Origin of the sequence: Acetobacter sp. KSO5 (assembly GCF_044094635.1) — a bacterium.
In the GTDB taxonomy this organism is placed as follows: domain Bacteria; phylum Pseudomonadota; class Alphaproteobacteria; order Acetobacterales; family Acetobacteraceae; genus Acetobacter; species Acetobacter cerevisiae.
The window spans coordinates 2068209-2082787 of the sequence record NZ_CP172014.1 but is presented as its reverse complement, the minus strand read 5'-3'; the positions used below and the strand labels follow the sequence as shown (position 1 = coordinate 2082787).

Annotated in this window: 10 protein-coding genes and 1 pseudogene; 8 read left to right on the top strand and 3 right to left on the bottom strand. The window is 51.2% G+C overall.

Annotated elements, in window-relative coordinates:
* Positions 1-13 precede the first annotated feature (13 nt).
* The 5 genes from ACHQGU_RS09375 (at position 14) to ACHQGU_RS09355 (ending at position 6393) form a co-directional block, all read left to right on the top strand.
* Positions 14-775 carry an electron transfer flavoprotein subunit beta/FixA family protein gene (locus ACHQGU_RS09375; RefSeq protein WP_395496412.1) on the top strand — a complete coding sequence of 254 codons (762 nt, stop codon included), beginning with the start codon at positions 14-16 and terminating at the stop codon, positions 773-775.
* Positions 775-1710, top strand: coding sequence for an electron transfer flavoprotein subunit alpha/FixB family protein (locus ACHQGU_RS09370; RefSeq protein WP_395494845.1), 936 nt, complete (start codon positions 775-777; stop codon positions 1708-1710). The genes ACHQGU_RS09375 and ACHQGU_RS09370 overlap by 1 nt, the downstream gene beginning before the upstream one ends.
* Positions 1711-2111: 401 nt before the next feature.
* Positions 2112-3635 (top strand): carbohydrate porin, encoded by a 1524-nt coding sequence (locus ACHQGU_RS09365; protein WP_395494843.1) that lies wholly within the window; start codon positions 2112-2114, stop codon positions 3633-3635.
* Positions 3636-3727: 92 nt separating this feature from the next.
* Positions 3728-4996, top strand: a complete 1269-nt coding sequence (locus tag ACHQGU_RS09360) for an MFS transporter (RefSeq protein ID WP_395494841.1) — start codon at positions 3728-3730, stop codon at positions 4994-4996.
* A 53-nt stretch (positions 4997-5049) separates the two neighbouring features.
* Positions 5050-6393 (top strand): IS1182 family transposase, encoded by a 1344-nt coding sequence (locus ACHQGU_RS09355; RefSeq protein WP_395494532.1) that lies wholly within the window; start codon positions 5050-5052, stop codon positions 6391-6393.
* Positions 6394-6551: 158 nt separating this feature from the next.
* Here the strand turns inward: ACHQGU_RS09355 and ACHQGU_RS09350 are convergent, their stop codons facing one another.
* On the bottom strand, positions 6552-6932 hold the full coding sequence (locus tag ACHQGU_RS09350) for a hypothetical protein (RefSeq protein ID WP_395494839.1): 381 nt from the start codon (positions 6930-6932) through the stop codon (positions 6552-6554).
* A 138-nt stretch (positions 6933-7070) separates the two neighbouring features.
* On the opposite strand from ACHQGU_RS09350, the gene ACHQGU_RS09345 reads away from it, so the two are divergent.
* Entirely contained in the window at positions 7071-7574 is a 504-nt protein-coding gene (locus ACHQGU_RS09345) for a ferritin-like domain-containing protein (RefSeq protein WP_062248181.1), read from the top strand.
* 246 nt (positions 7575-7820) lie between these two features.
* Here the strand turns inward: ACHQGU_RS09345 and ACHQGU_RS09340 are convergent.
* Together ACHQGU_RS09340 and glgX are read right to left on the bottom strand one after the other, a co-directional pair.
* A pseudogene (locus ACHQGU_RS09340) lies at positions 7821-8118 on the bottom strand (plasmid stabilization protein).
* Between the two features lie 188 nt (positions 8119-8306).
* Entirely contained in the window at positions 8307-10427 is a 2121-nt protein-coding gene (gene glgX, locus ACHQGU_RS09335) for a glycogen debranching protein GlgX (protein ID WP_395496411.1), read from the bottom strand.
* A 229-nt stretch (positions 10428-10656) separates the two neighbouring features.
* Here glgX and glgA point away from each other — a divergent pair, with 229 nt between their 5' ends.
* Both glgA and glgB read left to right on the top strand, forming a co-directional pair.
* Entirely contained in the window at positions 10657-12294 is a 1638-nt protein-coding gene (gene glgA / locus ACHQGU_RS09330) for a glycogen synthase GlgA (RefSeq protein ID WP_395494837.1), read from the top strand.
* Between the two features lie 51 nt (positions 12295-12345).
* Positions 12346-14574 carry a 1,4-alpha-glucan branching protein GlgB gene (gene glgB / locus ACHQGU_RS09325; RefSeq protein WP_395494835.1) on the top strand — a complete coding sequence of 743 codons (2229 nt, stop codon included), beginning with the start codon at positions 12346-12348 and terminating at the stop codon, positions 14572-14574.
* The last annotated feature ends 5 nt before the right edge of the window (positions 14575-14579 follow it).

Here is a 14579-nt window from a genome sequence, read left to right as displayed (position 1 = left end):
GCTGGAGATTGTTATGAAAATTCTCGTTCCGGTAAAACGTGTTGTTGATTACAACGTTCGGGTAAGAGTCCGGGCAGATGGCTCTGGCGTGGAACTCGGTAACGTCAAAATGTCCATGAATCCTTTTGATGAAATTGCATTGGAGGAAGCAGTTCGTCTTAAGGAAAAGGGTGTGGCAACAGAAATTGTGGTGGTTTCCATCGGGGTGCCTCAGGTCAAAGACACCTTGCGCACGGCTTTGGCTATCGGGGCCGACAGGGCCATCCTGGTGCATGCCACTGATGATGTTCATCAGGACATAGAACCTCTGGCGGTCGCCAAAATCCTGGAAAAAATTGTTGAGGCTGAAAAGCCGCAACTGGTGATTGCCGGAAAACAGGCGATCGATAATGACATGAATGCTACAGGCCAGATGCTGGCTGCTGCCCTGGGTTGGGGGCAGGGCACGTATGCCTCCGCGCTTGAAGTCGAAGAGGGGGCGGTGCTGGTAACCCGTGAAATTGATGGCGGCCTGCAAACGCTGCGCCTCAAACTTCCAGCGGTTGTAACAACAGACCTGCGTCTCAACCAGCCTCGCTATGTTGCGCTGCCCGCCATTATGAAAGCCAGGAAAAAGACGATTGAGGAAGTAGACATTGCAACGCTAGGCGTGGATATTGCGGCACGCCTGACTGTTTTGAGCACAGCAGAGCCTCCTAAAAGGCAAGCGGGTGTCAAGGTTCACTCTGTTGATGAACTTATCTCCAAACTGAAAAATGAAGCAGGAGTTCTGTGATGTCTGTTCTGCTTTTAGCTGAAGTCAACAACGGCCACCTTCTGAAAGATATGCTGGCCCGGGCACTGACAGCCCTGGCACCGCTTGGGCAGGCTGATGTGCTCATAACCGGCCAGAACTGCAAAACGGCTGCCGAAGAAGCCAGTCGGCTGAAAGGCGTTGCGAAGGTTCTGGTTGCTGATGATGCCTCACTGGCTCACGGTCAGGCAGAACCGCTGGCTGTGCTCATCCAGAGCCTTGCAAAGTCCTATGACCATATTGCCGCCGGGGCGACGGCTTTTTCGCGCAACGTCTTGCCGCGTGTGGCCATGGTGCTGGATGTGATGGTTCTGGCAGATGTAACGCATGTGCTGGATGTGGAGACATTCGAGAGGCCGGTTTATGCTGGCAATGCGATACAGACAGTAAAATCTCGTGACCCTGTAAAAGTCTTTACTGTGCGCACAGCAGCATTTTCTCCATCTGGCATGAGGGAGGAAGGAGCGGCCTTTATAGAAAATATTCCTGTTCCAGCAGACCCAAAGTTGTCTGAATGGGTGGAGGACAGAACTATTATTTCAGAAAGACCGGATCTGACATCAGCCAAAATTATTATTTCTGGGGGGAGGGGCCTTGGGTCTGAGGATAATTTCCATCAGATCACACTGCTTGCCGATAAGTTGGGGGGCGCAGTAGGCGCCAGTCGTGCCGCAGTTGATGCAGGTTATGCGCCCAATGATTGGCAGGTGGGGCAGACAGGTAAAATTGTGGCACCGGAGCTTTATGTTGCTGTTGGAATTTCCGGGGCTATTCAACATCTCGCAGGGATAAAGGACTCCAGAGTGATTGTTGCAATCAATAAAGATGAAGAAGCCCCTATTTTTCAGGTTGCTGATTACGGGCTTGTGGGAGATTTGTTCACACTGCTGCCTGAACTGACAGGAAAAGTCGGATAAAATATTTTTCTTTTCAGTTCTTTAGATAGAAAGTTTCTTTCCAAACAGTAGTTTTTGATTGCCGAGAAAGAAGCCTATCTAAAAAATTTTAAATAAAAGGGAAGGTAATTGACGACTACCCCTTAACGCTCTACCTAGTTACTTAATGGATGAGGCTCTAAAATATACTCAGCCTATGCAGATCCAAAACTGGTTAACAAAAACAAGAAAGATGGCCAGATGACTGTAAGTAGACAAGACATGAAAATCGTGGAAATCGACTAAACGCAAAGTCCGTTTGGTTGGTAGATACCGAAAGGCTGCAACTGCCTTTTTCCAGAAATAACGCCAAGAGATACATGCAGGCCAGCGCAAAAACAGTGCGGCCTGCAGTAGAACTGCGTTCCTGATTGGTGTTCGTTATGAAGACCATCTTTGCATCTAAGGCAGCGTTTATGCTGCTTTTGACTGTGTTACACATAAGTTTTGCATCCTGGGCGTTTGCGCAGGCGCCTTCTGCAGAGTATGAAACGGCAAGCAGAAGAACTGAGACGGTAACGGTTAAGCCCGTTTCTAAAAGTTTTTGGGATGAAAGCCGCCTTCCTGCTTTTTTGCGGGATAATGTGTCAGCATCACCGCGGCAGAAAGAGCAGGCAGGTATGGCAGCCAGTCCCCTGGGGTCTGCATGGCCCGAAGTTCGGATTGTTCCAAAAGACGACCGTATTTTGGGCACTCTGGGTGGCCTGCGTACGAAAATGGAACAACATGGTCTTGCTTTTACCTTGACCTACCTGACTGAAACCCTTGGAGATGTTGCCGGGGGCAGAAAACGGGGTGTCACATATACCCATCAGGTTGTTATGGGAACGGATCTGGATTTTGAGAAAATGTTAGGATGGAAAGGAACATCTTTCCATATGCTTGGCATACAACGCGCCGGCCGTAATATTGCAACCGATTATATGGGCGTAACCCCCCTGACGCAGCCGCAGGAAGATTACGGGGCGGGGGGAAATGTTCTGTATAAGCTTGTCTATATGTATATGGAGCAGTCCCTTTTTGATAAAAAACTCATCATTGATTTTGGGCGGATGCCTGCCAACATGAAATTTGGGACGTCCTACCTTGGCTGTTATGCTCTGAACATGATTACCTGTGCCCACCCATCAGGGCTTTCAAATGTTACGAAATGGCGTTCATGGCCTTTTTCACAATGGGGGATTATGGCACGCGTCAATCCGGGTGACCATTTGTACGCACAGGCGGGTTTCTATGAAGTCTCTCCCACGGAAGGCGGACGGGCAGGGTTCAATTTCTCCTTTGCTCAAAACGGTTTTGTTATTCCTGTAGAACTTGGATGGGAGCCTGTTTTGGGACGCAATAAATTGAGAGGTCACTATAAAATAGGTGGATATATTGATACCTCAAACCATCCGGACCCGTTTACATCCACAGATGGCAGCCCAAAGCTGGTGTCTCATTTGCCGGGGAAAACCGAACGACAAAGGGGGGCGTGGTATATCGGTGCGGACCAGATGGTGTATCGCTACGGTCCGGCTGCTAATCAGGGAATTCTTCTTTACGGTCTGGCAGGATGGAATATGGGGGCGTCACTTCCTAATCAAAGCCAGTATACGCTGGGGATTATTTCACAGGGTATGTTTCCGGGCAGAATAACCGATGCCATATCATTTTTCTGGACGCGCCAGACAGTAAACAGAAAAATTACCCGTCAGCAGGAAATGCAGGCAGATATGGGTTTGCCTTTGCTCAATGGTGTTGCAGCGCCGCAGTCTGATTTTCAGGTTCTCGAACTGACTTACACAGCGTTTATTGCGCGCGGGATCAAGCTTTTGCCGGACCTGCAATATATTATCAATCCCGATGCAAACAAAGTTTACCCTAACGCGTTACTTGCTGGATTCCGGTTTGTCGCGCAGTTCTAGGGTGCGCCTGCCTTAATACTTATGCGCGAGAAGTCTGTGCCTGCACTCGGACATTTTGCATCTCCTACAAAAAAGAAAAACCGGAGGTCGTGATGATTGGTAAATATCGCTGGATAATATGCGGACTTCTTTTTGCGGCAACAACAATCAACTATGTGGACCGTCAGGTTCTCAGCTTACTCAAGCCGCTTCTGGAACAGAAATTCGACTGGACTGAAAAAGACTACAGCTATCTGGTTATTGTTTTTCAGGCTTGCTACGCTTTGGGCTTTGTTTCCTTTGGGAAATTGATAGACAGAATTGGCACGCGTCTGGGCTATGCAGTCTGTATGTTTATCTGGAGTATTGCATCAATCAGTCATGCCTTTGTGGGAGGAACAGCAACCTTTGCGGCAGTTCGTGGTCTGCTCGGTTTTGGAGAGTCGGGTAATTTTCCATCAGCTTTGAAGGCTGTTTCAGAGTGGTTTCCTTCTACGGAGCGCTCTCTGGCTGTTGGGATTGTCACGGCAGGAACAAGTATTGGTGCCATCATGGCACCGGCTACAGTGCCATGGCTTGCTGTTAAATATGGATGGCAGGCTGCTTTTATTATTACGGGTCTTTCTGGTTTTGTCTGGTTGATCATATGGCTGCGTATTTACCGTCTGCCTGAGGAGACTACTCGTCTGTCACCTGAAGAGCGAGACTATATTGCTCAGGATTCAGGTATTGCTGAAGTGCCGGAATTTAAAGGGCGCTGGTTAGATCTGTTGAAAATGAAAGAGACATGGGCTTTTGCGCTTGGCAAATTCATGACGGATCCAATCTGGTTTTTCATTCTCTTCTGGTTGCCATCCTATTTTTCGGATCGATACCACCTTGATCTTCAGCATCTTGGATTTCCGCTGATGGCTGTTTATTGCTCGACATCTGTCGGAAGTGTTGGTGGTGGCTGGATTTCCTCTTTTCTGATCGGTCGGGGCTGGAAAGTTGCAACCGCGCGGCGCTTTACCATGTTGATGATGGCGCTGCTGGTGATCCCACTGTGTTTTTCTGCGCAGGTTGGCTCCATGTGGGGGATGATTGCGCTATTGAGTGTGGCAGCTGCTGCGCATCAGGGCTGGTCAGCTAATATCTATTCCATGCCCGCAGACTATTTTTCCAAAAGCATGATAGCCTCGGTGCAGGGTATTGGAGGCATGGCAGGCTCCATAGGAGGAATGTTTTTCCCCGTCTTTATTGGTATCATTCTGGATTACTACAGGTCTATAAATAGCATTAACACAGGGTATTATGTTCTGTTTGCTGTCTGCGGTAGTGCTTACATGCTGTCATGGTTGTTTATTCAGCTGCTAACAAGGAAGGCATCTGCGCTGGACTAGCAGCCTGTCGGGTTGGGGTACCCTGTGAAGGGGTGAGGTTGTAAGGTGGTGAGATGAGCAGCTTCATCCCGTTTGACCGGTCTCAGCCGTATCTTCTGCCTCCTGATCTGAAGTCGTGGCTTCCTGCTGACGATATGGCGCATTTCATTGTCGCAGCCGTTGAGCGGGTTCCGATGAGTGCGTTCTGCGTGCCAGTGCGCACGGGTGGCAAGGCACAGTACCATCCGCGTCTGATGTTGGCCCTTCTGATCTTCAGCTATGCGAACGGGTTGTTTTCCTCACGCCGGATCGAGCGGGCGACATATCGCGACATCGGGGTACGCTTCGTGGCGGCGAACCTGCATCCGGATCATGATACGATTGCGACCTTCCGCCGGACGAACCGGACAGCCATTGAAGCTGCATTTGCGCAGGTCCTGCTTCTGGCGCGCGAGACGGGTCTGCTGCGTCTGGGTGTAGTATCGATCGACGGCACGAAAATTGATGCCGACGCTTCGAAATACCGTTCCCTGCGCTACGACCGGATCAGGGCGCTGCGCGAACAGCTGGCGGTGGATATCGCGAAACTGATGGACCAGGCGGAGCACGCAGATGCCACAGACAGCGATCCGCAGGCATTGCCGGAAGCGCTTGCCCGACGGGAAACACTGAAAGCGAAGCTGGACGAAGCCTGCGCCCGGCTGGAAGCAGATGCGAAGGCGCAGGCCGAGGCGGCGCGATCGGCATACGAGAAAAAGAAGGCGGTGTATGACGCAAAAACAGGGCGTCGCGGCCGGGCGCCCAAACCGCCCGATGATGAACCACCACCCGACCGGCAGATCAGTCTGACCGATCCCGACAGCCGCCTCATGCGGCGTTCGGACGCTCACGAGTTCCGGCAGGCTTACAATGCCCAGGCCGTGGTCTGCGCCGAAGGCAGTCAGTTGATCGTGACAACCGACGTTGTCGCCACATCAGCGGACGCGCCGTCCTTTGCCAGCACCGTGCTGTCGATGGAAAGCACGATCGGTCTCCCAAAGACAGTGCTCGCCGACACCGGTTACGCCAACGGGCAGGCGGTCCGGGACCTGCGGAAAAAAGGCATCGATCCGCTGGTCGCCATCGGACGGCCTCGCGCCCGCAGGCCATATGATTTCCGGCCACCTCCTGAAAACACGGAGCCACGCCGGATAACCGAACCCTGGCGGCTTGCCATGAAGGACAGGCTGGAAACCACAGAAGCCGGAGATGTTTACAGACTACGAAAACAGACCGTTGAACCGGTCTTTGGAATTATCAAAAGCATCATGGGGTTCAGAAGATTCAGTCTGCGCAGCCTTGCAAAAGTCACGACCGAATGGACACTCGTCGCTCTCGCATACAACTGCAAAAGAATGGCACGGCTTCACGCAGCATAAGCCGGGTCAGCCTCGGCGTTATCAGCCGCAAAATGCCCAACCCGACAGGCTGCTAGGGGGTAAAGAGAAATTTCAGTGTTATTTCATAAATATGTTTTCTAACTATTATGAAATTAAAATAAAAAAATGTATTTTTATTTCGATTGTATTATATTTATTTATAAAATATTTGTAATTATTTCTTTGGATGGCAACTTTGACTGCTGGACGGGGTTTGCCATAAGACGGCCAGATAAAAAGGACCGTCTCTTCTCAGAAAAAGGAATGGTAAAATGGCTAACCAAGGCGGTAACCATGACCAGCACGTTAAAGCTGGTGAGCAAAGTCATAAAAATACCAGTGGCACCCAGACTGAAAAGAGCACGGGTGACCATAGCTCTGGTGCCCGGGGTGGCACGCATGAGCAGCATGTGAAGGCTGGCGAACAAAGCCACAAAAATACCACTGGTTCCCAGACTGAAAAGGGCGCGGGCGAACATAGCTCTGGCACCCGTGGTGGCACGCATGAGCAGCATGTCAAAGCTGGTCAGCAGAGTCATAAAAAATCCTGACATCACGTTGAGTGTCGGGGGCGCCGGCAACACTGCTGGCGCTCCCGGGACCTCAACATTTCGACCAGTTTGCCACATGTTAGATATCCGCCAAGAGCAGATATTCTTTTGGAAAGGGACTGAAAAATGGGATTCTTTTCGAAACCAATAAACACCCTTGATGATTTGTTCGTGCATACTCTTCAGGACATTTATTATGCTGAGAACCAGATCATTAAGAACTTGCCCGTTATGGCCGAAGAGGCTTCGGACCCGGAACTGAAGGCTGCGTTCCAGCATCACCTGACGGAGACAGAAGGGCAGGTGCGTAGGCTGGAGCAGGTGTTTGAACTCCACGGGCAGCCTGTTAAGGGTGTAACCTGTCAGGCGATGGATGGAATTCTTGCTGAGGCAAAGGATATCATCAGTGATTGTGACGATCCCGAAGTTCGTGATGCTGCCATGCTTTCTGCCGCACAGGCAGTCGAGCATTATGAAATAACCCGTTATGGCAGTCTTATTGCCTATGCAACACAGCTCGGTCGTGCGGATTGTGCGGCTCTTCTGCAGCAGACGCTGGAAGAAGAAAAATCTGCCGATCAGAAACTGACACGTATTGCCGGGAAAAGCGTGAACCAGCACGCTCTCTAAAGCCGTGTTTTTAAGATGGGCACGGTAGCGACAGTCTAGTGAGACAAGGCCTATGAGACGAGTAGTGGCGATATTGTTCTCTGCGGTATTCACTTCCTAAGCACAGAAATGGCTGAGGTGGTTCTTTTAAAGGCATCTGAGAGCCCTTCACGAAATATCCGCGAAGACTATATCGCTAACCAGGCTACAAAAATAAAAAGCCCTTATGAGGTAGATTTTTTTAATAGTAACTTAAGGGCGGGATCGTCACTTTCTTTTTCTGGTTTCAGCGCCTTTTTGTGCTGTGGCAGAACGTGCGTCTGCGGGCCGGTGAGCCGATGCCTGGCCACCTTTCTTTCCGCCTTTGCGGGACGGTTCATGCGTCACGTCATGGCCTCTCCCTGAACCGCTTTTCTTACCCCCCCCCTGTTTCTTTATTAACGGTGGCCCATGCCCGACGCTCAGCTTCTTTTTCGCTGACGCCACGCTGTTCATAACTTTCTTCGATATGCTCTGCCTGTCTTTTCTGCTTATCCGTGTAGGCTGATTTGTCACCGCGAGGCATGGCCGATACTCCTGCTTGCTGGCTATTACCTTATAAAAGATCAATCCCCAGAAAAGTTTCCTGACTTTGATGGACGCAGGGCGTTGTCATCCTGCCAGAGGGTAAATCTGATAGCAGGGTATGCGCCGGAATGCGTCCAACTAAGCCTCTGGAATAAAAATTGTATATTTCCAAGAAAAACTCCCCCTCTAAGTTCCGAGCAGCTCAAAAACTAAAAGAGAATGTCCCGTTACGGTAAACAGTGTTTTCTGCTGGAAAATATTTTTCTCTATCTCGGCTCCGTCATTCGGGCGATTAGTGTCGAGAAGCATTTTCCATGCGCCGCCTTCTGCTTCTGGAAGGGTGAATTCCACAACGTCATTCCAGCTATTGAGAATGAGGAGGAGTGTGGCATCTGCACCGCGTTGCATGATACCGCTCGGCTGGGCGCGACCATCCAGCATCAGGCCAAAACATTGCGCATGATCCCACTCTTCTTGCCTCATTTCCTGACCACTAGCGCTGACCCATGTCAGTTCTTTAACATCGAGATCCTTGTTGTAGGCTTCTGTGAGAAAGCGGCTGCGTCTTAAAATGGGGAAGCGTTTTCTGAGACTGATGATGCGCTGTGTAAAAGATTGTAGATTTTTTCCTTCTTTTTCAATAGCCCAGTTCAGCCATGAAATCGTATTGTCCTGGCAGTAGGCATTGTTATTTCCATTTTGCGTGCGGCCAAACTCGTCCCCCGCCAGAAGCATGGGGGTGCCTTGGGAGAGCAGAAGGGTGGCCAGCATGTTGCGGCACTGTCGCCAGCGCAATGCATTAATGGCGTCATCATTAGTGGGACCTTCGGCTCCGTAGTTACAAGAGCGGTTGTCATTGGAGCCGTCTTCGCCATTTTCGCCGTTTGCCTGATTATGTTTGGTCTCATAGGAGACGCAATCTTTAAGTGTAAACCCGTCATGCGCAGCAATGAAATTGACACTGGACCACGCCTGACGACCGCTATGGTTAAACAGGTCCGGGCTGCCAAGAAGACGCGTAGCTAAAGCGGAAGCGCGCGCCTCGTTGCGCCAGAAATCTCTGGCTGTGTCACGAAATTTGTCATTCCATTCTGCCCAGCTTGGCGGGAATTTACCGACCTGATAGCCCCCGGGCCCGATATCCCACGGTTCTGCAATTAGCTTCAGGTGCGCCAGAGTTGGGTCCTGTCGGCAGACGCGTAAAAAACCAGCTTCGGGATCAAACCCTTCTTTTTCGCGTGCCAAAATGGTGCCCAGGTCAAAGCGGAAACCATCTACGCCCATATCCTCTGCCCAGTAACGCAGGCTGTCGGCTACAAACTGTATAGCCCGCAAATTACTCAGGTTGAATGTGTTCCCCGTGCCGGTATCATTGATATAATAGCGTAAATTATCAGGAACCAGACGGTAGTAAGACGCATTGTCTAACCCTTTAAAGGACAAGGTCGGCCCAAGCTCATTCCCTTCGGCTGTGTGATTATAGACAACATCCATAATCACTTCGAGGCCCGCAGCATGGCAACCGGCCACCATATGTCTGAACTCAGTCGCCGGGTCCGCATGGTTAGCCGCGTAGCGTGTATCAGGGGAGAAAAAACCGATCGTATTGTAACCCCAGTAATTTGTGAGGCCTTTTTCTATAAGATACTGGTCATTGACAAAGCTTTGGATGGGGAGAAGTTCAATGGAGGTTATTCCCAGAGATTTAAGGTAATCGAGCACGGAGCGATGGCAGAGACCGGCATAGGTGCCTCGCAGACGTTTAGGGACCAGAGGGTTAGTTTGTGTAAAGCCTTTGACATGGGTCTCATAAATAATGCTATCAGACCAACGTGTTTTCAGAGGTTTATTTCTCCGTCGTGACGGAGCGGAAATAATACATTTTGGGATAAATGGCGCGCTGTCCCGGTCATCGAAACTCAGATCAAGATCGGGATGACCCAGTTGATAACCAAACAGGGCAGGGTTCCATTGCAGGCTGCCAAAATGCCCTCTGGCATAAGGGTCCAGCAGGAGTTTGTTCGGATTAAAGCGATGTCCGGCATCAGGCTCATAGGGGCCATGGACACGCAAGCCATAAAGCTGACCCGGATGCAGATCGGGGATCCAGCCATGAAAAACCTGATCCGTGTATTCAGGAAGACGAATGCGGTCTGTTTCAGTTTTACCGTCTGCGTCAAAGAGACAGATGTCGACTGCTGTTGCGTTCGCGGAAAAAACTGCAAAATTGACACCTGATCCATCATACGAGGCACCTCTCTCGACGGGGTTGCCTTCACGTAATCCTTGGCGAAGCGGAAAGCTCATCGGCAGCGGTCCATCCTGACTCAGAATGCTCTTCTGGTTTTTCGCCATATGGCGAAACCGTGGCATCCATGGGGTGGTAACGCATGTCCTGTGGAGAAAATTGATAACATAATCGTGTGTCGGGGACATTCCGGCATAGGCCGCGTTTTTTGTTTAACCGTCTTAGACAGCCCGCATCATGTCCGTCGGTGTGCAGCGATACCACCAAAACTCTAAAGAGGCATGAGCCATGACGCAGATACCTGTTGCAATGCTGCCTGCCACTCTGAACGTCCTTTCAGTCGCTTCAGAGATGTATCCACTGATAAAAACCGGTGGGCTAGGGGATGTCGTTGGGTCTCTGCCGGGTGCTCTGATATCTTATGGAATAAGAACACATACAGTGTTGCCGGGCTATCCATCCGTCATGAAAGGTCTGAACGAGCGCCGGATTGTAAAGCATTTTGAAAACGTGCTCGGTCATGAAGTGACTTTGTGGGAAGGGGTTGCCAGAGGACGGTCACTTTTTGTGGTTGATGTGCCTGCTCTGTATGATCGTCCTGGGAACCCTTACGGAAGCCCGACGGGGCAGGACTGGCCGGATAATGGCCTACGGTATGCGGTTCTGGCACGTGTTGGTGCATTTATCGCTCAGGGTTGCCTTGAGCATTGGCGCCCCGATGTTGTGCAGACCCATGACTGGCAGGGAGCACTGGTGGCGGCTTACCTGCATTATGATGGCGTGGAGGCTCCGCCTGTTTCTCACGTGATTCATAATCTCGCTTTTCAGGGAATTTTTCCACGGGAGAATCTTGAAGCATATGGCTTGCCGCCAACGGCTTTTGCACTCGAAGGCCTGGAGTTCCACGGACAGATTAGCTTTTTGAAAGCGGGGCTCTTGTTTGCCAATAGCCTGACCGCTGTCTCACCGACTTATGCAGAAGAGATTCAGACGCCTGAGTATGGGATGGGTCTTGATGGTTTGTTACTGACCCGCTCTGCGGCGCTGAAAGGTATTCTGAATGGTCTGGATCTCAAGGAATGGGACCCCCTGACAGATCCTGCCGTGACTTTTCCTTATGCTGTTGGTGATATTGTTGGGCGGCGTGCAAATAAAAGAGTTTTTCAGGCAGAGTTTGGTTTGCCGCAAAAGGCAGATACCTTTCTCCTTGGTCTTGTCAGCCGCCTGACAACTCAAAAAGGCGTTGATATTCTGGCTGGAATTGTGCCTCGCCTGTTTGAGTGGGATGTGCAGCTTGCCATTGTCGGTGTGGGTGACCGGGAGATCATGCATTCTCTGGCGGAATTGCAAAACCGATACCCGCATCAACTGGCGTGCCATCTGAATTATAGTGAAATTCTCGGGCATAAACTTCATTCTGCTGTTGATGCCTCTCTTATTCCCTCCCGGTTTGAGCCATGTGGTCTGACGCAGCTGCATGCGTTGCGCTATGGGTCTGTTCCTATTGCGGCACGTGTTGGGGGATTGTCTGACACGATTGTTGATGCAAACTCTGCTGCCATTTCTGAAGGTGTGGCAAATGGCATTTTGTTCGCTCCCACCAATTCTGAAACGCTGATGGGAGCAGTGCGCCGGGCTTATGTTCTGTTCCAGCAGAAGGCTGTTTGGGCCCGCTTGCAGCGTAACGGTGCTCTTCACGATGTTTCGTGGGAGGGGAAGGCTGCTGACTATGCCAAACTTTTCCGGGAACTGGCAGGGCATTCTTCTTCTTACAAGACATCGCACGATGATATTGCGCCACGCCGCGGAGATGTTTTGAAACGTCAGGCGCGTACGCTGCGCAGAATTCAGCCAGCCCGTATGCCGCCCGGTGGTTTAAGAAGCACAGACCCGGAAAGCCAGAAGCGTACAGGCACCCACGCCTGATGGCACGATAAGCACTCCTCTTATTTGCAGGATAAAGCGGTATGTATTGCAATGACTTCTAATTCTATACCGAAAAACCGAAAAGCAGCCGATATTGCGCTTCAGCAGCAGGTTGAAGATCTTGCGCATGGCATGAGTTCCAACCCCTTTGCCGTGCTGGGCCGTCATCCTGATGGACGAGGCGACATTATCCGTGTCTTTTTCCCTGATGCTCTTGAAGTCACAGTGGTCTCCACTCCGGCAAAAGGTCTGCCGCTTGAGCAGAAGATGTATCGTATCCATCCTCATGGGGTGTATAGTGCTACCATCCCCAAGCGGAGTAAGAGTTATTTTGTAAGGGTCAGGTGGGCGGATGGCTGGCAGGATGTTGTAGATCCTTACAGTTTTGGGAAACTACTGGGGGACCTGGATCTGCATTTATTTTCAGAAGGCCGTCACCATTCACCTGATGAAATGATGGGGGCGCATTGTCTGGAAAAAAACGGTGTGAAAGGCATTCGCTTTACAGTCTGGGCCCCTAACGCCCGTAGGGTTTCTGTTATTGGGGATTTCAACATATGGGATGGGCGTCGTCACCCGATGCGCGTGCGGCATGGGGCAGGAGTGTGGGAGCTTTTTGTTCCGGGTCTTGCCGTTGGTGAGCGGTATAAATATGAAATTGTTTCTGCAGGCGGTCAGGTTTTGCCAGCAAAGGCAGATCCCTATGCCCGTTTTGCGGAAAAGCCGCCAGCGACTGCATCGCGTGTTGCCGGGGCGCTAACGTATGAATGGCATGATGCGGACTGGATGCAGCAAAGAGGCAAACGGCAGGCCGTAAATGCTCCTCTATCCATTTACGAAATTCATGCACCTTCCTGGAAGTTTCCTCGCAGTGGGGAGCAGTTTGTCTCGTGGAGCAGTCTGGCGGACGCCCTTATTCCGTATATTCAGGAGCTGGGTTTTACGCACATAGAATTGCTTCCGATCACTGAATATCCTTTTGCGGGGTCCTGGGGGTATCAGCCTGTCAGTTTATACGCCCCCACGGTCCGGCATGGTTCTCCGGAGGAATTTGCTGCGTTTGTGGACAGATGCCATCAGGTGGGGATTGGGGTGATTATGGACTGGGTGCCGGCCCATTTTCCCTCTGACCCGCATGGACTGGCATGTTTTGATGGCACGCATCTGTATGAACATGCAGATCCACAGGAAGGGTTTCATCAGGACTGGCACACGCTGATTTTCAATTTTGGCCGCAATGAGGTGCGTGGTTTCCTGCTGGGGAGCGCGTTTTACTGGCTTCGGCGTTTTCATATTGATGGCCTGCGGGTCGATGCGGTTGCCTCCATGCTGTATCGCGATTACAGCCGCAAAGAAGGCGAATGGAAGGCCAATATTTATGGCGGCCGTGAAAATCTTGAGGCTGTTTCCTTCTTTCATGAACTCTCGACACTGATCCGGGATATGCATGATGATGTGATGCTCATTGCTGAAGAATCGACTGCCTGGCCGGGCGTGACCGCGCCACCGGAAACTGGGGGGCTGGGATTTCGCTTCAAGTGGAATATGGGCTGGATGCACGACACGCTCCGCTACATGCAACTGGACCCGCTGTGGCGTGGGTATCATGCGCATGACCTGACTTTTGGCATGATCTACGCCTATTCAGAGCGGTTTATTCTTCCCCTTTCTCATGATGAGGTTGTGCACGGCAAAGGTTCTCTCCTGTCCCGCATGCCCGGAGATGACTGGCAGAAGCACGCTAATCTCAGGTGTCTGTATGCGCTCATGTGGGCCTATCCCGGCAAGCAGTTGCTTTTTATGGGCGGAGAACTGGCGCAGAGGGAAGAATGGAATCATGACGGGCAGATTTCCTGGCAGCGGCTGGAAGATGCCACGGGCAAGGGGATGCACGAGACTGTTGCCGCCTTAAATCGCCTCTATTGCGCCTATCCTGCCTTGTATGCAGATGATTATAGCGATCATGGCTTCCAGTGGCTTATTGCCGACGATACACAGAACTGTGTTTTTGCCTGGATGCGGTATGCGCCGGATGCCGCCCCTGTTCTGATTGTGTGCAACATGACGCCCGTGCCACGTCACAATTACCGCATTGGCGTGCCGCATGCAGGATACTGGCACGAAATTCTCAATACTGACGCCTCGTGCTTTGGCGGCTCCAATGTTGGAAATGCAGGAGGACTGCATGCCGAGGATGTGCCGGCTCATGGAGTGCCTGCTTCTGTCCTGGCAACGCTGCCCCCTCTTTCGGTTCTTTATTTCAGTCCAGCGGCTTCCTAAGCATT